The organism is Exiguobacterium sp. NPDC077395, from assembly GCF_050269125.1.
GTDB lineage: Bacteria > Bacillota > Bacilli > Exiguobacteriales > Exiguobacteriaceae > Exiguobacterium > Exiguobacterium aestuarii_A.
On the sequence record NZ_JBNNHU010000001.1, the window covers coordinates 493243 to 513682 of the forward strand.

16 protein-coding genes and 1 pseudogene are annotated in these 20440 nt (G+C 49.6%); 10 read left to right on the plus strand and 7 right to left on the minus strand.

Features of this window, described 5'->3' with window-relative positions; translation table 11 throughout:
* The first annotated feature begins 39 nt into the window (after window positions 1-39).
* From ACQKD4_RS02555 to ACQKD4_RS02590, 8 genes and pseudogenes are all read left to right on the plus strand, one after another.
* Window positions 40-2001 carry a hypothetical protein gene (locus ACQKD4_RS02555; protein WP_427372387.1) on the plus strand — a complete coding sequence of 654 codons (1962 nt, stop codon included), beginning with the start codon at window positions 40-42 and terminating at the stop codon, window positions 1999-2001.
* 11 nt (window positions 2002-2012) lie between these two features.
* The gene (locus ACQKD4_RS02560; RefSeq protein ID WP_214761556.1) at window positions 2013-2366 is read left to right on the plus strand and encodes a hypothetical protein; all 354 of its coding nucleotides are present in this window, start codon (window positions 2013-2015) and stop codon (window positions 2364-2366) included.
* The gene (locus ACQKD4_RS02565) at window positions 2363-3661 is read left to right on the plus strand and encodes a glycosyltransferase family 2 protein (RefSeq protein WP_427372388.1); all 1299 of its coding nucleotides are present in this window, start codon (window positions 2363-2365) and stop codon (window positions 3659-3661) included. Before ACQKD4_RS02560 ends, ACQKD4_RS02565 begins: the two co-directional genes overlap by 4 nt.
* 145 nt (window positions 3662-3806) lie before the next feature.
* Window positions 3807-5096, plus strand: a complete 1290-nt coding sequence (locus ACQKD4_RS02570; RefSeq protein WP_074036359.1) for a nucleotide sugar dehydrogenase — start codon at window positions 3807-3809, stop codon at window positions 5094-5096.
* A gap of 17 nt (window positions 5097-5113) precedes the next feature.
* Window positions 5114-5911 (plus strand): ABC transporter permease, encoded by a 798-nt coding sequence (locus ACQKD4_RS02575; RefSeq protein ID WP_427372389.1) that lies wholly within the window; start codon window positions 5114-5116, stop codon window positions 5909-5911.
* Between the two features lie 13 nt (window positions 5912-5924).
* Window positions 5925-6698: pseudogene (gene tagH / locus ACQKD4_RS02580) on the plus strand (teichoic acids export ABC transporter ATP-binding subunit TagH); the annotation flags it as partial.
* Between the two features lie 80 nt (window positions 6699-6778).
* Window positions 6779-7888: a non-hydrolyzing UDP-N-acetylglucosamine 2-epimerase gene (gene wecB, locus ACQKD4_RS02585; RefSeq protein ID WP_214874749.1), complete on the plus strand. Its 1110-nt coding sequence runs from the start codon at window positions 6779-6781 to the stop codon at window positions 7886-7888.
* A gap of 58 nt (window positions 7889-7946) precedes the next feature.
* Window positions 7947-9377 carry an MBOAT family O-acyltransferase gene (locus tag ACQKD4_RS02590; RefSeq protein ID WP_427372390.1) on the plus strand — a complete coding sequence of 477 codons (1431 nt, stop codon included), beginning with the start codon at window positions 7947-7949 and terminating at the stop codon, window positions 9375-9377.
* A gap of 34 nt (window positions 9378-9411) precedes the next feature.
* Here ACQKD4_RS02590 and ACQKD4_RS02595 read toward each other — a convergent pair whose 3' ends face one another.
* Both ACQKD4_RS02595 and ACQKD4_RS02600 read right to left on the minus strand, forming a co-directional pair.
* Window positions 9412-10683: a DHHW family protein gene (locus tag ACQKD4_RS02595; protein WP_427372391.1), complete on the minus strand. Its 1272-nt coding sequence runs from the start codon at window positions 10681-10683 to the stop codon at window positions 9412-9414.
* A 134-nt stretch (window positions 10684-10817) separates the two neighbouring features.
* Window positions 10818-11111 (minus strand): hypothetical protein, encoded by a 294-nt coding sequence (locus ACQKD4_RS02600; protein ID WP_074036371.1) that lies wholly within the window; start codon window positions 11109-11111, stop codon window positions 10818-10820.
* A gap of 185 nt (window positions 11112-11296) precedes the next feature.
* Here ACQKD4_RS02600 and ACQKD4_RS02605 point away from each other — a divergent pair, with 185 nt between their 5' ends.
* Window positions 11297-11794 carry a YdcF family protein gene (locus tag ACQKD4_RS02605; protein ID WP_427372392.1) on the plus strand — a complete coding sequence of 166 codons (498 nt, stop codon included), beginning with the start codon at window positions 11297-11299 and terminating at the stop codon, window positions 11792-11794.
* Window positions 11795-11814: 20 nt separating this feature from the next.
* Here ACQKD4_RS02605 and ACQKD4_RS02610 read toward each other — a convergent pair whose 3' ends face one another.
* The 3 genes from ACQKD4_RS02610 to ACQKD4_RS02620 all read right to left on the minus strand — a co-directional run bounded on the left by ACQKD4_RS02610 (window position 11815) and on the right by ACQKD4_RS02620 (window position 15287).
* Window positions 11815-13635 carry an acyltransferase family protein gene (locus tag ACQKD4_RS02610; protein ID WP_427372393.1) on the minus strand — a complete coding sequence of 607 codons (1821 nt, stop codon included), beginning with the start codon at window positions 13633-13635 and terminating at the stop codon, window positions 11815-11817.
* Window positions 13636-13789: 154 nt separating this feature from the next.
* Window positions 13790-14974: a chromate efflux transporter gene (gene chrA / locus ACQKD4_RS02615; RefSeq protein WP_427372394.1), complete on the minus strand. Its 1185-nt coding sequence runs from the start codon at window positions 14972-14974 to the stop codon at window positions 13790-13792.
* 4 nt (window positions 14975-14978) lie between these two features.
* Window positions 14979-15287: a PadR family transcriptional regulator gene (locus ACQKD4_RS02620; RefSeq protein WP_074036378.1), complete on the minus strand. Its 309-nt coding sequence runs from the start codon at window positions 15285-15287 to the stop codon at window positions 14979-14981.
* A 200-nt stretch (window positions 15288-15487) separates the two neighbouring features.
* Between ACQKD4_RS02620 and ACQKD4_RS02625 the strand changes: the two genes are divergently transcribed.
* Complete coding sequence (locus tag ACQKD4_RS02625; protein ID WP_427372395.1) at window positions 15488-18172, plus strand: sensor domain-containing diguanylate cyclase/phosphohydrolase; 2685 nt, start codon at window positions 15488-15490, stop codon at window positions 18170-18172.
* Between the two features lie 39 nt (window positions 18173-18211).
* Here ACQKD4_RS02625 and ACQKD4_RS02630 read toward each other — a convergent pair whose 3' ends face one another.
* Entirely contained in the window at window positions 18212-19312 is a 1101-nt protein-coding gene (locus tag ACQKD4_RS02630; RefSeq protein ID WP_427372396.1) for an ABC transporter permease, read from the minus strand.
* Window positions 19299-20432, minus strand: a complete 1134-nt coding sequence (locus ACQKD4_RS02635) for an ABC transporter permease (protein ID WP_427372397.1) — start codon at window positions 20430-20432, stop codon at window positions 19299-19301. The genes ACQKD4_RS02630 and ACQKD4_RS02635 overlap by 14 nt, the downstream gene beginning before the upstream one ends.
* Between the last annotated feature and the right edge of the window lie 8 nt (window positions 20433-20440).

Below are 20440 nucleotides of genomic sequence, written 5' to 3' on the forward strand. Positions count from 1 at the left end.
GTTTGCTTCTTTTGAAAACAAAGAGAAGAGGAGCATCCCATGAGTTATTTTTTGTATGAAGCCACTACCCGACACGTCGAGTTGACAGAGCGTGACGGGGTGACCCATGTGTTGTCGAAAGAACCGCTCGATGCACGCATCGGCTGGTTTGACGCAACACGTGACGAGCCACACGGTCACTATATCTCCCTTCAATTCGAAGAGACGTTCACCGTATCGGTCCCATTCAATAACGTCATTCCGGTCTACTACACGATGGACCCTGTCGTCGTCGGTACATCGCTCCGTCAAGTGGCAGAACGGGCCGGTAAAACGGAAGTGTCGTCTGAAGCTGTCTCGCAAATGCGGTTTGTCGGTCATGTCTTTGGACGTAACACCCGGATCGAAGGCGTGAAGCGACTCGCAGCAGGCGAGCGTCTCACTGTCAAAGACGGGGACGTGACCATCGAGAAATGGGACGACCTACCGATGGGAACGAACACGTTACGTGAAGATTTTGATGCGACATGGATCAAGGCGTTACGTCAATCGATTCCGCCTTATCAAACAGTGAATCTTCCGTTTGCGGGTTCGGCGTTTGACCTCGTCTTCACGAAACTTACACTCGAGGCAGGGAAGACGGTGCGCCTTCACGTTCCTTCATTAGATGGAAACGAGGCAGAACTGGCACGCCAATTATTTGAGGAAGCCGAACTTGTCGAGGCGGAGCCGCCGGTGACAGATTTCCACTTGTCGCTATCGAAACGGGTAGCACAGTCGTTCGATGTGACAGAAGGAAACTTGAGCGCATATGAATCGATTCCGACTGGACGGGCACGTGATACGGACTACGTTGAAATCGGGAAACACGGTTCAGACTGGCTTTACGGTAAGCATATTTTCTTAAAAGAGACGATGGATGAGCATGAGGCGAAACAACAGCTCTCGAGACGGGCGATTCGTCCCTTCGAAGGGTTTGGTGAAGCAGAGCGCGAACAAGTCGAGGCGATGCTGGAACGATTGTTTGACACGTACGAAGACCGGGATTGGAGCGGACGTCTCGAGGCGGCGTGGTTCGAGTTGAAAGTGGAGCACTTCCATGCGTATGCACGACAAGGTTTCATGGATGAGATGTTGCTCGTTCAACCACTGTTCGACCGTGACGTGCTGCGCCATATTCTAGAAGCACCATATGAACTGAAACGACAAGGTCACCTCATGAAGGTCGCCTTCGATGAAGTGTTCGGCCCTACGCCTCCACATCTGGTCAAAGAGAGTTTCGCCTGGAGCGATTCACCGCTCTTACCGACCGTCACGCCGGCGCCACTGAACTGGCGGTTGATGCTCGATGCGGTCGTGCCGAGCCAAGTCGAACGGATGCATGAGCTCCTTCATGTGGAAGACTCGGTTCGCCAAGCGATGCCGAAGGGCGACAAGCCGAACCATCAGGTCGTGTCCATTTGGAATGACTGGACGGCGCAAAACTGGTCGCATTTGTTGGAAGAGACGGCGATTGAAGCGGAACAGGTCGAACTGGAGATTCCAGAAGCGCACCAACCGCGATCGGTGACGATCAAACCGTTCATCTATCACTATTTCGTCCCGTTCAACACAGAGTTGTTCAGTCTGAGAGAGAATCAATTCAAGGCAGAAGTCGACGTCGAGCCGTTACATGGAGAGAATGGATATATCCAGCTCTTCAACCAGAGCTTCAGTTCACCTCCATCGAGTGAGTTCTTAAAGGACGCGACGCTCGGGAACGCACCGTTCATCCAAGTGTCGGGAACGATTGAATTGTTGTCAGACGAAGACACGCCGATCGAACTCTACATCATGCAATATGATGCGAAGAAAAACTTGAAGAAGGCAGCCTTTGGTCAAACGCTTCGGACGGGAGTGAACACGTTACAACAACGTGTCCCGAAAGAGTTGGACGCCAAGTATATGAAGCTCGCCATCAAATTCCAAAATGATCAACATGCGGTCCGTCTCCGAATGGGTGCATGGGACATAGAAAGCTGAGGACATCGAGTATGGAACGTCAACAAGTTGAATATGTAGAACGTGAGAATGCTTTTTTACGTGAGCAGTTGCAAATGATGACAGACCAGATGGAAACGTTGAAACAAGAAGTGCTCGAAGAGGGCGCGAAACAGATTCGAGGAAAAGAAAACACGGTCCAAAAGATGAAAGAACTCGAAAAAGAATTGCGTCAAGCCCAAGCGAACGCCGAAAAGTGGCGGAAGACGGCAGCTTCTGAGCAAAACAAAGTGAAGACGATGACGGAAGAAGTGGAGCGGATGAAGCATGTGATTGATCGTGCGAAAGCGATCCCGCTCGCCGGTAAGCTCATCACTAAGATTGAGCGTGAAGGGAATCCATCATGAAAACGTATGAGGAACAGCTAAACGACATCCAATTGGAGAAAAAGGCATGGGTCCAGACCGTCAATCGTCACTTTGAGACGATGCCGACCCCGAATTGGCTCGACGGTTCTTCCATCAAGCGTGGCGTCAGTGTCATCGTCGCTTCACATGATTCGGAAGAATTGTTGCGTGCTTGCCTTGCGTCACTAGAAGCCCAAACGATCCATGCCTCATTGATTGAATGGGTCCTCGTCTTCAACGGTCCGAACCGAGAGGCATTGCGAGCCGTCAGTGAGTCGTTTGGTCGAGATGTCGACGTCGTCCGTCTCGAAGTCGAAGAGGCGAATGTCAGCATCGCTCGCAATCAAGGCATTGACGCGTCGACACGGCAGTATGTGACATTTTTGGACGAGGATGATACGTTCAGCCCGACTTACGTCGAGCGACTATTCGAACAAGCATTACCGAATCGAATCGTGATTGCCGACATTCAGGACCGAAGTCCATCGGGCGAGGCACTTTCTTCACCGCTCCACCGGGAGTTCGAACGCCTGACGGGACAAGAGACGACATACGAGCAAATGTCCCAACTCTTGACGCTCAACGCGTGTAAACTTGTCCCGGCCGTCTATGCGAAACAAGTGCGTTACGAACCGACCTTAAGGAGCGGGGAAGATGTCGTTTATTTCTCAACGCTGTTCTCCACGTATACGCCTGAAGTGAAGATATTGCCTTCCGAGACGGATGCGATCTATTATCGCCAAGTGCGAGAACGTTCTGTCTCTCGCCAAGCGGTCAGCCAAGATTTTTCGATCGACCAACGTCTTTCCGTCATCAAGCGGCTCGATGCCATTCCGACGAAAGAAGCCTCGGTTCGACGCTTCATCGAGCGAAAAATCGACGCTCAGACCTCGATGATGAGTTTATTTTATGAGAAGGCTCCTGAACAACGCGCGTATATCCGTGCGTCGGTACGGGAAGCAGCGCTTCGTTATTTCTCGTTCAGTATATTGAATCAACATGCAGCGGAACGGGGGATCGTCATCGGCGAACGCCTCGAGCGGGCCGGCACACTCATTGCCGAATTCCCCGAAGACGTCGTCATCCGTGTCTATTTGATGGCGCCGTATACGCGTCAGGAACTGCGGAGCCATGTGACGGATGAACAATTTGAGCGACTGACGTTTGCGAATATGTCGCTACCGAATTGGTCAATATTGCCTGAAGTTTGTTATAGTAGTGGGGATGTGCGTGCCGTCGCATTATGCACGGAACATCATTTAGGTGTAAAATCTTACTCGGTCCCATCCCGTTAATACAGTATTGTCATGAAAATGTAATTGCTTCTCAATTCGTATCGGGAGTATAATGGGTTTGATTTTTGGTGAAATCCTAAACAATATGAAATGTTTTGCAACATTCGGTGACACGTGTCACTAATCTATGGAGGTTATTTCAATTATGAAAGTTTGTACAATCGGATTAGGATATATCGGACTCCCTACATCAGCCGTTTTCGCCCAGTATGGCGTAGACGTACTCGGTGTAGACATTCATCAGTCCGTCGTGGATAAATTGAACCGTGGCGAGATTCACATCGAAGAGCCAGGTCTTGGTGAAGTCGTGAAAGAAGTTGTCGCAAACGGTAAATTCCGTGCGTCACTCGAGCCAGAAAAAGCGGACGCGTTCATCATCGCGGTACCGACACCAAACAACGACGACGAGCACAAATCATGTGACCTCACATACGTTCTTGAAGCAACGAAACGCGTGCTTCCACACGTTGAAAAAGGAAACGTCATCATCGTGGAATCAACAATCGAGCCACGTACGATGGACGACCATGTGAAGCCGCTCGTCGAAGCTGCTGGGTTCACAGTCGGCGAAGATATCTTCCTCGTACACTGCCCAGAGCGCGTCCTCCCAGGACAAATCTTGCATGAGCTCGTTCACAACAACCGTATCGTCGGTGGAATCACAGAAGCATGTGCGGAAGCTGGTGCAAAAGTGTACGGTACGTTCGTTAAAGGTGAAATCATCAAGACGGATGCCAAAACAGCAGAGATGTCTAAACTCATGGAAAACACATTCCGTGACGTGAACATCGCCCTCGCGAACGAACTCGCGAAAGTATGTAACGCCCTCGACATCAACGTGCTTGACGTCATCGAGATGGCAAACAAACACCCACGCGTCAACTTGCATAGCCCAGGACCGGGTGTAGGTGGCCACTGTCTCGCAGTCGACCCATACTTCATCGTCGCGAAGCAACCAGACCTCGCGAAGATCATCAAGTTGTCACGTGACACGAACGTATCGATGCCTGCTTACGTCGTCGAGAACGTCAAGAAACTCGTCGCAGGACAAGACAATGCGAAAATCGCGGCGTTCGGCGTAACGTACAAAGGAAACGTCGACGACATGCGTGAAAGCCCAGCGGTCGACATCATCGAATTGATGCTCGCTGACGGCATGAACGTAGCCGTCCACGACCCACACGTCGAAGTCTCTTCTTCGAAACATTTCGACCTCGTCTCGAAAGAAGAAGCGATCCAAGATGCGGACCTCGTCCTCGTCCTCGTTGACCACAACGAGTTCAAAGCACTCGACTTCGCAGAATTGAACGGCGCGATGCGTCGCCCAATGATCTTCGACACACGTAATATCGTGAAGGCCGATGACAGCGACCTTGCCGTTGTAAACTACGGAAACCTTTACAACTACGTCAACGGGAAAGTCACGTTGGCCTAAACCGTTAGGTGCCCAATATGATCAAAGCATCGAAACAAGTTTTCATTGAACTTTGGGGGAGTCTCTATCTCATTTTGAGACTCTCTGTCTATGAAACGAAAAGTCGTTACTCGATGCAGTATTTTGGCTACTTGTGGGAAATCATCACACCAATTATTCAAATCGCCATCTATTGGCTCGTCTTCGGATTCGGTTTACGTGCGGGTCGAGACGTTGGGGATGTCCCGTTCTTACCATGGCTCGTCTCAGGGATTGTGCCATGGTTCTTCTTTGGACCGGCCATTGTCAGCGGATCTCGATCCGTTTTTTCTAAGATTGCCCTCGTCTCGAAGATGAGTTTTCCAATCAGTACGATACCGGCCTATGTCATTTTGTCGGAGCTATACCGACACGTGGCCATGGTCGTCATCGCCTTTATCTTAATGATGGCGTTTGGGATCAGTGAAGGATGGAACATCTTGTTCCTCCCGTACTTATTGATCAGTGCGCTTGCGTTTTTATATGCGTTCGCATTGTTGACTTCCGCATTAGCCACAATCATCCGAGATTTTCAAAATTTGCTGTCACAAATTATTCGGATGATGCTGTATCTGTTACCGATTTTTTGGCAACCGTCCGGGAAACTAGAATTGATTTTGATGGCCAACCCGCTCTATTACCTTGTAGAAGGCTATCGCTCGATGTTCCTCGGAACGGATTGGATTATGCAAAATCTCACTTATGGTCTTTACTTCTGGGGCTTCACCCTCGTGACGTTCCTCATTGGTTCAGCGATTCACGTGCGTTTCCGTCGCTACTTTATCGACTATATTTAAGGAGCAGTGACGTATGAGCTATCAAGTCAAATTCGAAAATGTCTCGAAGCGATACACGTTGTATCGTAAGCAAAGTGACAAATTGAAAGAAGTCTTGTTCAACCGTGCGAACGGGAAACAGTTTTATGCGCTTCGTAACGTGACGTTCGAAGTTCCGCCCGGAGAGGTGGTCGGGATTTTAGGGATTAACGGTTCTGGGAAATCGACGATGTCGAACCTTCTCTCTGACGTGATTCCACCGACACACGGACGAATCGAGCTTCGAGGCAAACCGTCATTGATTGCCATCTCCTCTGGACTGAACGGCAATTTGACGGGGATGGAGAACATTGAACTGAAATGTCTCATGCTCGGGATGAACAAGCAGCAAATCAAAGACATTACCCCGGAAATTATCGAGTTTGCCGATATCGGCGATTTCATCGATCAACCGGTTAAAACGTACTCGAGCGGGATGAAGTCACGTCTTGGCTTCGCTATCTCCATCAACATCGACCCTGATATCCTTGTCATCGATGAAGCGTTGTCCGTTGGGGACCAAACGTTCACCGATCGGTGTCTCGTCAAGATGAACGAGTTCAAAGATCAAGGGAAGACGATTTTCTTCATCAGTCACTCGGTATCCCAAGTGCGTCAATTCTGTACACAAGCCATCTGGCTCGAGTACGGAGAGATTCGCGAATATGGACCCGTGGATGAGGTCGCAGACGAGTATATGAAATTCTTGAAATGGTTCCGCACGTTGGATGCGAAGCGTCAATCGGAATTCAAGCAACAGAAGATGGCGCAACGTACGACGATTGTGGACCAGGATGACGTCGGTGAGACGATTATCTTGCCGCGAAAAACGCTTAAAGGAGAATCTGTATGATTAAAGTTATGACCGTATTCGGTACACGCCCTGAGGCTATCAAAATGGCCCCGCTCGTGTTAGAGCTCAAACAACGTGAAGGGATCGAACCGATTGTCGTCGTCACAGCTCAACATCGTGAGATGCTCGATCAAGTCCTTCAACTTTTCAAAATCACACCGGACTATGATTTGGACGTGATGAAGAAAAACCAAACGCTCTTCGATGTGACGACACGTGTCCTTCACGGACTTGATGAAGTCATGAAAGAAGCGAAACCGGATATCGTTCTCGTTCACGGTGATACGACGACGACGTTCGCGGCATCACTCGCTGCATTCTATAACCAGATTGCAATCGGTCACGTAGAAGCAGGGCTTCGCACATACAACAAGTATTCACCTTACCCTGAAGAAATGAACCGTCAATTGACAGGCGTCATGGCAGACCTTCATTTCGCTCCGACGGACACATCAGCTGAAAACTTGCTTCGTGAGAACAAGAAAGAAGCCGATATTTTCGTAACGGGGAATACGGCAATCGATGCCTTGAAAACGACAGTTCAAGAAGACTACGACAGTGAGTTACTCAACGAGATCACGGGTCAAGACAAGCGTCTCGTCCTCTTGACGGCACACCGTCGTGAAAACCTTGGAGAGCCGATGCGCAACATGTTCCGCGCGGTTCGTCGTTTGATTGAAAAGTATGATGACATCGAAGTCGTGTACCCGGTTCACATGAACCCGATCGTACGCGAACTTGCTGGTGAAATTTTAAATGACTTAGACCGCGTTCACTTGATTGAACCGCTCGATGTCTTTGATTTCCACAACTATGCATCACGCTCGCACCTCATCTTGACGGATTCAGGCGGCGTACAAGAAGAAGCGCCGTCACTCGGTGTACCGGTTCTCGTTCTTCGTGACACGACAGAACGTCCGGAAGGCGTTGCAGCAGGAACGTTGAAACTCGCTGGAGTCGAGGAAGAAGTCATTTTCGGACTCGCCGATGAGTTGTTATCGGATCAAGCCGCATATGAAAGTATGGCAAAAGCGTCTAACCCTTACGGGGACGGGGAGGCGTCACGCCGAATCGTCGACGCAATCGTCGAACGTTTCACACGTTGATTGATGATAGACTGTCCCTCGGGGCAGTCTATTCTTTTTTTGAGAAAGGAGGGAATCCATGCTTTTCAGTTCAACGATTTTTTTATTTTGGTTTTTACCGATTGTTTTGATCTTATACTATGTATCTCCACGCTTTTTGAAAAACACGATTCTGCTGATTGCCAGTCTCTTGTTTTACGCTTGGGGGGAACCGATTTATACAACTGTTATGCTGACATCGATTGTGATGAACTATTTATTCGGTATCTATGTTGACCGCTATCGGGAAGACAAGAAGAAAGCGAAGTGGATCGTCGGACTCATGGTCGCGGCCAACGTATTGCTGTTGTCTGTGTTCAAATATACGAGCTTTATCATCGAAAACGTGAATGCCATCACGGGACTCGAATTGACCGACCCGAAAATCCCGCTCCCGATCGGTGTGTCTTTCTTCACCTTTCAAGCGATGAGTTATGTGATTGATGTATACCGGAAGGATGGGAAAGTTCAACGGAACCCTCTCGACCTTGCTTTATACATCTCCTTGTTCCCGCAGTTGATTGCCGGACCGATTGTGCGTTACCAGACAGTCGCAGATGAAATCAATGATCGTAAAGAGACGATGGATGACTTTGCGAGTGGGGTGCAACGGTTTGTCATCGGTTTGGCGAAAAAGATGCTTCTCGCGAACAATGCCGGATATGTGGCAGACCAGATTTTCTCACAAAGTACAGACAACATGTCGATGGGGCTCGCCTGGATTGGAATCATCGCCTATTCGCTCCAAATCTACTTTGACTTCTCCGGATATTCCGATATGGCCATCGGATTAGGTCGGATGTTTGGGTTCCACTTCCTCGAGAATTTCAACTATCCGTACATCTCGAAGTCCGTCTCTGAATTTTGGCGGCGCTGGCATATCTCACTCGGTAGCTGGTTCCGAGATTACGTATACATCCCACTCGGCGGGAATCGGGGTAGTGCGTGGAAGCTCTATCGTAACTTAGCGGTCGTCTGGGTACTGACCGGTGTCTGGCACGGTGCGAGTTGGACCTTTATCGCATGGGGCGCCTATTATGGCGTATTCATCATGTTGGAGCGAGCGTTCCTCGGTGCTTGGCTAAAAGCGCTCCCAGCGGCACTTGCGCATGCGTTCACGCTATTTGTCGTCATCATCGGTTGGGTCTTCTTCCGAGCCGATAACTTCCCATACGCGCTTTCGTACTTGTCGGCCATGTTCCATTTGAACGGTGGACCGGTATGGGATCAGGAAGCGATGTTCTACTTCGTTCAATACGGGGTGATTCTATCGATTGCGATGATTGCTGCGACACCGATTCCGAAATGGTTCGGCGAGAAGGTGCTCTTGCTTGAACAAAACAGTAGAAAACTATGGGTCAACTACACGGCTGGCTTTATGCGAATCGGATTCTTGGCAACCATCTTTATCTTTGCGATTTCGTATGTCGTCGCGAGTAGCTTTAACCCGTTTATTTATTTCAGATTCTAACGAAAAAGTCGTTCTCACAATGGAGAACGACTTTTTATGTGGGTTCATTCAATTTTTCATGATACAGGTTCACGAACTCGTTCAAGTTGACGTTGTGGATGAACAAGACGACGTCGATGTCGTTTTCATTCACATAGGATTCGATGGAAGATTCGTCGAAGTGACGGACATCAATGACCGATACATGTCCGAAATGCTCAGGTAACAAGGTGAGCATCGGATTCGCATACGAGTCTTTCAAGATGAGCGTCCGTGTGTCATTGACCGGTTGTTCCTGGTCCATCGTCACGATTGGCCAGTTCCGATGGAGGAAGAGCGAATACATCTCCGTATACGTTTCTTCCGATTTGAGCGGCTTTTTATTGATGATGCTCGTGATCGGTTTACAAGGGGTCGCCCGATTGAAGCAGACCGAACTCGGCGTGAAGCCTTCTTTCGGTACCATCCATTCGAACGTGTCACCATCTTTCACGTATTGGAGTGTCGTGCTTCGTGCGTACGAACCGTAGTAAGGTTGTTCGTGTGTTTTCGTCCGAAGCTGGTTCGGTTTTAAGGTTAGACCCATTTCAGGATGATTTTTCGACATCGTGTTGACCGTCTGTGCGTAAGCCGCATAGGCCCCGTTCATGTTCCAGTGATAGTCGGTCTTGAAGAAGACGTCACTTAACTGTTGTGCTTCGTTCAATGACTTTCGATAATCCATCACGTTCAGACCGGGTACTGTTGTCAATTGATCACGGACCGTTTTGTAAATACGAGGGGCTTCATTGCCCATATAGTCAGGCATGTGAGGTTCGACGCTCGCCATCGAAGCCTTGTTCGGAGCGAGTCCAAAATACACCTCGGTGCCACGTTCTTCGAGTCGGGACGTAAACGTCGTCAAGTCGTTCACGAGCGTATCAGTATCAATCGACTCTTTCATCGGAGATTCCATCGTTCCGTCATCTGACACGTAGATTCCGTTTTTGACGGTTTGCTTAAAGACATCTTTATTTAAAAAAGCGTTTAAGCTGATCCAAGCGTCGCGATTGAAGATTTGGTCGGTGACGAAAGACTCCGTTTGTTTCATATATGAACCAGACATGATGTGTGCAAATGTAGGCGAATCCGGGCTTTGTGCAAGCTTTCGGTTTTCCATGTCAGACACGTCTCGTTTCTCAGAAGAGAGCGTTAAATAGGCACCTCCGACCAAAAAGGCGACAAAGGATAAAATCAATACGAGTTGAAGGATGATTTTCGGATGATTGCGTCTTTTTCGATTGGAGCGGGGGTCCTGTTTATGAGAATCAACGTTTAAGTTTTGCATAGAGAACTCCTTTGTTACTAGATTAATCCGAGTCTCATTCTACCATATATTTGCTTCTGTAACTGTAACAATTATGTATCAGCAAAGTGATATGAAAAAACGCTTAAAGTGACATAACGTCACTCTAAACGTTTTTAGTGAGCGGTAAAGCGGGCCGGCCCAATAGATGAAACGAGTCGGGTTGCGGCACGTAAACAATCAAGCTGTCTTGCATACACACGACTCACATCGGCGAACGCAGAAGGAAGGTGATCCGAGTCGAGAGGACCTTGTCGCATATAAGACGATTCATCGGCTCCGAGTGGTGTCGGATGAATGACGAACTTATAGTGTGACGGATCGAGCTCAATGACTTCAATCTCTGCAAACAGTCGTGCATCACGTGTATATAAGAAGCGGGTGGATAACCATTTATCTGAATCTGTCATGGGTTACCGGTCCTCCTTCCAAAAATCTGATTACCTTCATCATAAAACATTTTTTGGATATTTGGAATCTTATTTCATATTAATCCCAATACATTTACTTAAATTTGTAAAAGGGCTGAATGCGTGCATTCGCTTCTTTCTTTAGAGTAAGGTTAGGAGAGAATGTATGAAATGTAGGTGACCACATGAGAACGAACGCAACGGGGGATTATCGCTTCGTATTGATTCTTGGAGCAAAGGTCAACGGCACCTCGCCATCGAGAGCGCTCCGACATCGGATTGACGTCGCGGCTGACTATGCGAAGGCGCATCCAACTGTAGAACTCATTGCAACTGGGGGACAAGGGCCAGACGAAGGCATGGCCGAGGCACTTGTGATTGAACGGGAACTGATGGCGCGTGGCATTGATCCACACCGAATCCATGTTGAAGCGACCTCTACCTCAACAATCGAGAACTTTCGGCACAGTCAATCGTTTTGGCAAGGCGAGACAGGGCTCACCATCGTGACGAATGACTTTCATGTCCCGAGGGCCCGGCTCATTGCGAAGCTCTATTTCCAACTCGAGAGCGATGCCCTATATGCACCGACTCCGCCACTAGCAAAAGGGCGATACGTGATCCGTGAAGTATTGGCTTATGTGAAACTACTCGTCCGCTATCTATTCAAAGATAAAAACTAGGCTCTTGCATCTGCAAGAGCCTAGTTTGATTGACAGCCGGTTTCTTGATTTAAGACCTCACCGAACGCTTCGGCGCCTTCCACATTTAAGTGGACGCCGTCGCTCTCAAAATAAGATTCTTTCCCGACGGATTGACCATGCCAATCGATGAGAGAAACGTTCTTGTGAAGTTCGCTTGCCCGAGCGAGTTTCTCATTGACCTCGCTCTCCCACGGACGAGGGACGCGGGTATTGATCAAATAAATATGGTCCGCTCGCTCGAACTGCTTGAGGAGCGTGTCGAGTTGTTCCATTTTGAACGCCCCGTTCGTTCCAAGGTGAAGGAAGACGACATGTCCTGGCGCGTTATACGATGCATACTGAGATGCGACAGGAATGGCATCGCGGACTTGCCGTCCGATTTCAGCATCGATGGTCATATTCGGAAACGCATCTGCCAAGTACTCGTTCAACCCGAGCATGACCGAATCACCAATCGCAAGCGCTGGTGGACAACTCTTTTCTTCTGGCGTTTCAGTTGGTGGAGGCGTCACGTCTGTGGTCGCTTCTTCCGAATCATCTGTTTCAGGTTCTTTCGGCACGTCAGGTGTCTCTTCTTTTGGCATCGGTACTTTCACAATCGGAATCTCATCTTGTACCGGCTTCGATTCAGAGAAGGCCAAGATGGTCAAGTTGCCGACGAGTACGAGTGAGAGTGCCGTCGTACAAGCCGTAGCCGCGAAACGGGCACTTGGGTGCGTCGGTGTCGAGACGAGTTGACGGAACGAGGCGATGAACCCATTACGACGAATCGATGTCTCGATATAGCGATACGACAACTCGGCGATCAATAGCGTGAGTGCTACCTGACCGACCGCAAGGAGCGGTGAAAACGTTCCAAGTCGTTCGAGCGGTGTCGACAAAATGATGACCGGATAGTGCCATAAATAAATCCCGTACGTCCGCGTGCCGATCACACGAAGCCAAGCGCTTCCAAATAGACGTGACCAGATCGTCGCCGGATGGGCGACCGCGGCAATCAAGATTGCGGCCAAGAAGGCAACGAGCAAGAAGCCCCCATAATAGAGGAACGCGTCATACGCATTCACCGTGACGATGATCCCGACGATTACGACGAGAGAGATCGCACCAGCCACGTTCAAAATATGTCGTCCTATGTTTGGAATGACCGCTTTGAACGTATCTGGCCGCCAGCCGAATGCGAGCATGGCACCCAGGAGCAGACCGAACAGGCGTGTATCCGTCCCGTAGTAGACACGGCTCGGGTCCGCTTCTGGAACGTAGCGGAACGCCATCCATGCCGCCGAGACGAGTAAGAGTGCTGCGACAAATTGAAGCAACCGTTTCCGGAAGGCGAGGCCGACGAGTAAAATGAGCGGCCAGACCGCGTAAAACTGTTCCTCGATGGAGAGGGACCATAAGTTTTGAAGCGGTGACGGTTTCCCGAAGCTCTCGAAATATGACACTTCATGGAAGATGTACCACCAGTTGTTCACGTAAGCGAGCGCAGCGAGTGAATCTTGCCGTACCGTCTCAAGCAACGAGCGGTCAAAGAGCGTGACGTATGTCATCACGAGAGACAACATCAAGACGAGTGCCGGGAGCAGTCGACGGAAACGGGCGATATAGAATCTTTTCAAGTCGATCGTGCCGGTTTTCGTCCACTCTCGAATGAGGATGCCGGTAATCAAATAACCGGACAGGACGAAGAAGACATCGACACCGAGGAATCCCCCGGATATGTAAGGTACGTTTAAATGATATAGAATCACAGCTAAAACGGCGAACGTGCGTAAGCCGTCCAGACCGGGCATATACGTTGTGTGTTTAAGCGGTTTCATGCCCCCACTTCCTTTCTAGTCAAAGCGGACATTTCCCTTTTTTTAGAATCCATTCTTCAGTATAACGAGTGGGCGAGAGGGAATGGTTTCAAAAGATTAACAATCAAATGAGCAAAAAAATCCACAAAAAAAGGGACGCAATGTCCCTTAGTGATTACACCATTTTGATCAACATTCCACCGATGACGCCGGCGATGACAAGTGCCCAAGGTGGTAATTTCCAGTAGGCGATCATGACGAACAAGAAAGCGGCAAAGACGAAGTCGACCGCACCGTTGACGGTACTTGTGAAGATTGGGCTATAAAATGCCGCAATCAAAATACCGACGACCGCAGCGTTCACCCCGATCAAGGCTCCAGCGACTTTCGGATTGTGGCGAAGCGCATCCCAGAACGGAAGTGCCCCAAGAATGAGCAAGAACGCCGGTAAGAAAATAGCGACCGTCGCCAAAATCCCACCCGGAATCCCATTGATGACTGTCCCGAGATAAGAAGCGAACGTGAACAATGGTCCCGGAACGGCCTGGGCGGCACCGTATCCCGCAAGGAACGCTTCTTCACTCAAGAAACCTGCAGGGACGAGTTCACGCTCGAGGAGCGGCAAGACGACGTGTCCGCCACCGAAGACGAGCGCACCGGCGCGATAAAAACTATCGAACAAGGCAATCGCCTGGTTTTCAAACGTTTCCCGTAAAATCGGCAAGATGATGAGAAGTGCCCCGAATACCGACAGCAAGACGGCACCGAGTCGTTTTGAAATCGGGAACGTGCTTGATTTCGCATCGAGACGATCTGGCTTGAACAACAAGAACCCAGCGACAGCAGCAACGAGAATGACGAGCACTTGGCTGAACGTCGTCTGCCAAAGCAATACGCCGGCAAGTGCGAAGAAGGCAATCGTCTTCGTCTTCGCATCAGGTGTGAGCTTACTCGCCATGCCTAAAATCGCATGGGCGACGATGGCGACGGCGACGACTTTCAATCCGTACAACCAACCGGCATCGGAGACGTCGAGACCAGACAGTGCCAAAGCAAATAACATGAGGGCGATGACCGACGGGGTCGTGAAGCCGATGAACGAGGTGATCCCACCTAATATCCCGCCACGAACGATGCCGATGCCGATCCCGACTTGCGAACTCGCGGGACCGGGCAAGAATTGACATAAGGCGACAAGGTCGGCGTATGCCTTCTCATCCATCCATTTGCGCCGTCTCACATATTCCTCATGGAAATAGCCAAGGTGGGCGACCGGTCCGCCGAACGATGTCAGACCGAGCCGGGTTGAAACGAATAAAATCTCTAGTAACGTCTTGAACGTCACACGTTGTATCGTCATATCTTCACTCCTTAATTTCTTTGAATAACTCATAAGCTTTCTGGCGGGCTTCTTGTAACACCGAGAGCCCTTTTTCGGTCGTCACGTAATTTTTGCGGACGTGTCCGTCGACGGTCTCGTTTTCGCGAACGAGGAGGCCATCCTTCTCCATCCCGTGCAAAATTGGATAGAGCGTACCGGCACTGATTTCATATCCGTGCTCCCTTAGCTCATCCACCATCCATGCTCCGTACACCGGATGTTCAGCGGCATGATGCAAAATATGAATGTGGATGAATCCGAGGAACAGCTTTCGCAGGACGCGGTCTTCCATACGTGTCATCTCCTTGTTATCGAATTCCGATATCGGTTTTCGAAATCAGTCTAACAAATGTGCGAGAAGGTGACAAGGAATCTGTATGCAGTTTACGAAAACTTAAAACAAGAAGAAGGGAATGAGTTCGGAAAAAATAGGGAATCAATCACAAATGAGGTAAACTAGGTGTTGAGATTAATTGCTGAGGAGGAAGTGACGTGACAAACCCCATTCATTCTTCATACGCTACATTGTTGCGCCATATGCCCCAAGGCTACGTCGAGTTTAAAGTGATTTACGACGACGCTTCGGAGCCGATTGACTATGAATTCTTTGAAGTGAACGCCGCCTTCGAGAAGATGATGAAGGGAAAACGGAAACATTTTATCGGGCAGAAAGTGTCGACGGCACTTAAGGATTTTGAATATAGCGAGCGGGAGTGGATGATTCAAGTGGCACGGGTCGTCAGTGATGGCGGTACCGTGACATTTGAACACTTCTCTCGCCGTAACAAATCGTGGTTCGAAATGTCCGTTTTCAGTGAACGAAAAGGCTTTGTCTCCGTCATGTTCCATGACATTACGCGACATGTACAGGAAAACAATGCTTTGAAGCAACTCGTGAACGTATCGCATCGTTTTGTTTCAACGGGAAGCGACTTATTGATGAACCAACAGTTTCTTGACCAGATTCGTGATTTCACTGGGGCGAAAGCGGTCGCGCTCAATTTGATGGAAAGCGATGGGGAGTCATATACGACGGTCGCGTTGTCCGGTATGGACGAGATGTTAGAACGAAGCCTCGATGTGTTAGGGTTTCATCCGGTCGGGAAGAAGTGGCCGATGACCGACCAACGACGGGAACTATTCAGTCAATCGAATCCACTCGTTTTTGACGGGATTGATCCGTTAATTGATGGTGCGCTCCCGAAACGGCTCGTTAAAAACTTACTTCGTATCTTCTCGCTCGGAGAGGTCGTTCTCTTTAAAATCGAGAAAAACGGAGTACTATATGGAGATTTGACGATTGTGATGCAAGAAGGGAAAGGGGCGAATCGACTTGGACTTGTCGAATTGTATCTTGTCCATGTACTCGAACAATTGGTCAAAGCGGATCACCAAGTCGGGGAAACAAAAAAATCGATGTTCGATGGGTTTGCAACACTCGACCTGGAGTGCATCATGGCGCTCAATACGCGTCAAATCTTACATTTGAACGATACATGGGAGCGAGTGCTCGGATATTCGATTGACGAACTCGAAAATATGGATTTCCTGAGTTTGATTCACCCAGACGATGACGGTATTACAGAAGCTGCCTTCACAGAACTCGAAGAACGGGGAGAACTGTTCCGCTTCGTCAATCGCTTCCGAACCATTGATGATACCTATCGATCCATCGAATGGCACTGTAAACTTCAAGGAAACTATATTTACGCCGTCGCAAAAGATGTGACGGACCGCGTTCAGTTGGAAGAAAAATTAGCCGAACGGGACCGTTTGTTGACGAAACTGTCCGACCAAATCCCGGGTGCCATCTATCAATTCGAGTTGTTGCCGGATGGTAGCTTCAATTTCCCGTTTTTCAGCCGAGGTTTTGAAGACATGTTAGGAATCTCTGCGGAAGAAGTACAGGCAGATGCCGGACTCGTCTTCCGACGGATGCATCCCGATGACTATCCTCACGTCATGCAGTCGATTGATCAATCGTATCGCAACTTGACGATATGGGACGCGGAGTTTCGTGTATTGGCCAAAGACGGACGAACGATTTGGATTTTAGGATCATCCCGCCCAGAGAAGATTGCTGACGGTCATGTCCTTTGGCACGGATATATTGGTGACGTCACAGAGAAGAAAAAGTACGAGAAAGAAATCGAGTATTTGAGCTATCACGACCAGCTGACAGGGGTAAAAAACCGTCGGTACTTTGAAGAAGCGTTAGAACGTTATGACGACGATGCATTTTATCCTTTGTCACTGATTGTCATCGATATTAACGGGCTGAAGTTGACGAACGATGCGTTCGGACACTTGATTGGGGACCGATTGCTCGTCGAAGCGGCGAATATTTTACGAAATGAGTTGCGAGCGAAAGATGAAGTGGCACGTATCGGTGGAGATGAGTTCGTCGTCATCTCGCCGAACACGACACTCGACGAGGCGAAGCATTTGTCTGATCGTTTGAGCCGCCTCTTCCTCGGACAAACGGTAGAAGGACTCCCGATTTCTGCTTCATTCGGTGAAGCGGTCAAACACGACACGTCCATCGGATTGACGGACGTCTTCAATTTAGCCGAAGATCGGATGTATCACCATAAAGTATCGGAGAAACAAAGTCGCCGTCATCACTCGATTCAACTGATCATGCGGACGCTATATGAAAAGATTCCCCGTGAAGAGGCGCACTCCCAGCGTGTCGCGAATTTGTCTGGGAAGCTTGCGGAAGCAATGGGCTTCACGAGCGCCGAAGTGAATGAGATTCGAACAGCCGCCATCTTGCATGACATCGGAAAAGTAGCGATTAGTAACGATATTTTAGATAAACCAGGTGCATTGACTGAACCCGAATGGCGTGAAATCAAACGACATCCCGAGGTCAGTTACAACATTTTAAGTACGGTTCCTGAATATGTCGCCTTGTCTGAGATTGTCTTGGCACACCATGAACGATGGGATGGGAAAGGATACCCGAAAGGGATGAGTGAATACGAAATCCCGCTCGCTTCTCGTATCATCTCGATCGCCGACACGTTCGATGTCATGGTGACAGGTCGTCCTTATCGGCAGGCGAAGTCGATTGATGAGGCGCTTGCCATCATTCAACAAGAGGCGGGCAAGCAGTTCGACCCGACGCTCGTCGATGTCTTCTTTGAAAAAGTCGTTCCGACACTGCAGCAATAAACAAGCGAGTCCTCTCTTATTTTGGGAGGACTCGCTTTTTCAAACGGTGAGTGGACGCTTCTTCAAGACGAGAACCGTCAACAAGAAGACGACGGCGGTCATGCCAATCATGACGAGAATGGAGAGGAACGGAAACTGTCCTTCGTACATCGTGATGACCCCGTTATTTAGCCAATAGGTCGGTAGGAAACGTCCGACAAGTTTCAATGAATCTGGTAACCAAAGCAGACTGATGAACGCGCCTCCGGTGATGGCAGATGCCATCGTGACCGATATTTGAAAGATGTTCGCCTTCTCTCGATTCGTCGCAAATACCGCGATGAGGCCACCAAATGCCAGACAGACGAGCAGATAGGCCGAGAACAAGGCGAAGACGGTCGGGAGATGGGTCCACACGTCTTGACCGTAAAGCGCGAGGCTCACGCCAATCAACAGCATGACATAGACGAAGCCGACGAGATAGAAGGCGAGAAGAAGTGATGCGAAATACCGCCGTGGTGACACCGGTGAGGCGAACAGGCGGGCATAAATCTTCTCGTCCCGGTCATCCGCGACAAACATCGGGATGAACTGGAGGAACGTCGACATCATGATGAACGACAAGAGACCGAAAAACGCTTGTGTGCGTGCGGTCGTCGCGACGCTCTCTTGGAACGGTTCGCTAGAGAGCGTGTACCCGTTCTCTGTCTCCTCGGTCGCGAGTTGGGTGAATGTGGCTTCGTCATATTCACTCGCCTCAAGAAGCTGGCGTTCACGTGACAAGTGACCGTTCAATGCCTGTTCGACTAAAGAAGCGTCACTGCCGGCGATTGCGGAGAACGAGAGGAGAGGCATATCGCCATTGAACGATTGTTCTGTAAAATCTTCAGGAATGAGAAGCACGATATCTTCTCCTTCTAACAAAACGTCTTCGCCGCTCGTCTCGAGCATGGTGACACGACCAAAACGCTCGGCTTCTTCAATGAGGCGCTCGGCGAGAATGTCCCCGTCCTCATCGACAATGCCGATCGACGCATTAAGACTCGACGTCCCCCCGACGAAGGAGAGGATGAGCGCAAACCCGAACATCGAGACAAACGTGAACACCCAGAGCCCTTTCTTTCGGAGCATCCGTTTGGCGACGTGCCTAATGAGTACCATGACGTCTCACCCCTTTCGACAGAAGATAGCTGAGTGCGATGAAAATAAGTAAATGAATGCCGAGTAGACCGAGACTTTCCCAATAAACGCTCATATCGCCTCCCCGAAGCATGACGGCGAGCATCCCGTCGCGCATGAAAATCGGCATGAACACATATGCGGCCCATGGCGCATAGTTCAGCGTCACTTGATCGAATCCGGGAACGTAGCCCCCTGATAAAATCATGATGATGGCAACGAAGCCGTTGACGACCGCATCTTTCGTCGTCGTACTCAACTTCGGCAGGTTGACGATGACAAACCCGATGGCGACCCCGTACGCGGTCAAGGCGAGCCAGGCAAGAATTAAATAACCGAACTGGATATTCGCCAAATCAAACGTCCGATAGACGAAATGACTGAACCAGAACAACAAAATGAGCTGAAGCAAAATAATGACGTAGCGGCTGAACGTCCGTGCGAGCCGATATTGGAGCGTTCGGACAGGAGCGGCTTGAATCCGTAGATAGCTACCTGTGTTCGGTTGTTCTTCCCTTGCCATCGCCGTGATATAAAACGACCCGAACAGTGCGGTCATGATGGAGATGGTGACAGTGAAGTATTCAAGCGATGTCGGGGTCCGCCCCTCCAAATCGACACTCTCCGTATCTAGCCATGCTTCGTTCTCGTAGGGTGCTGATAGACCGGACTCTGCGAGCGTGATCTGTTGATTGGCGATTGCCGTATACTGACCGAGAATGGCTTCAAGGACATCAAACTCGACGGTCGTCGGCTCTTCGTATAGCAGCGTGATGTCACTGCCATCGAGTCGTAAGATGACGTCGGCATCCCCGTCGTTCACACCTTGCTCGGCTGACGCGATGTCTTCATAAGGGACGAGGCGGATGAACGCCTGAATGTCTTCGTCGTTCAAAAAGTTCTCAAGCGGTTCTCGATACTGGTCGGTCGATGCTTCGACGTACGCGACGTTCGTGATGGGGAGTTTGAACGTGTCACTGAAGACGGCCGATAGCATCGTCCCAAGTCCGAAGATGAGGATGAGCGGGAAGAGGAGCATCCAAAAAAGTGTCGCACGATCTCGGAGCCGCTGTTTCACATCATATTTGATAAATGTCCACATGAAAGGAC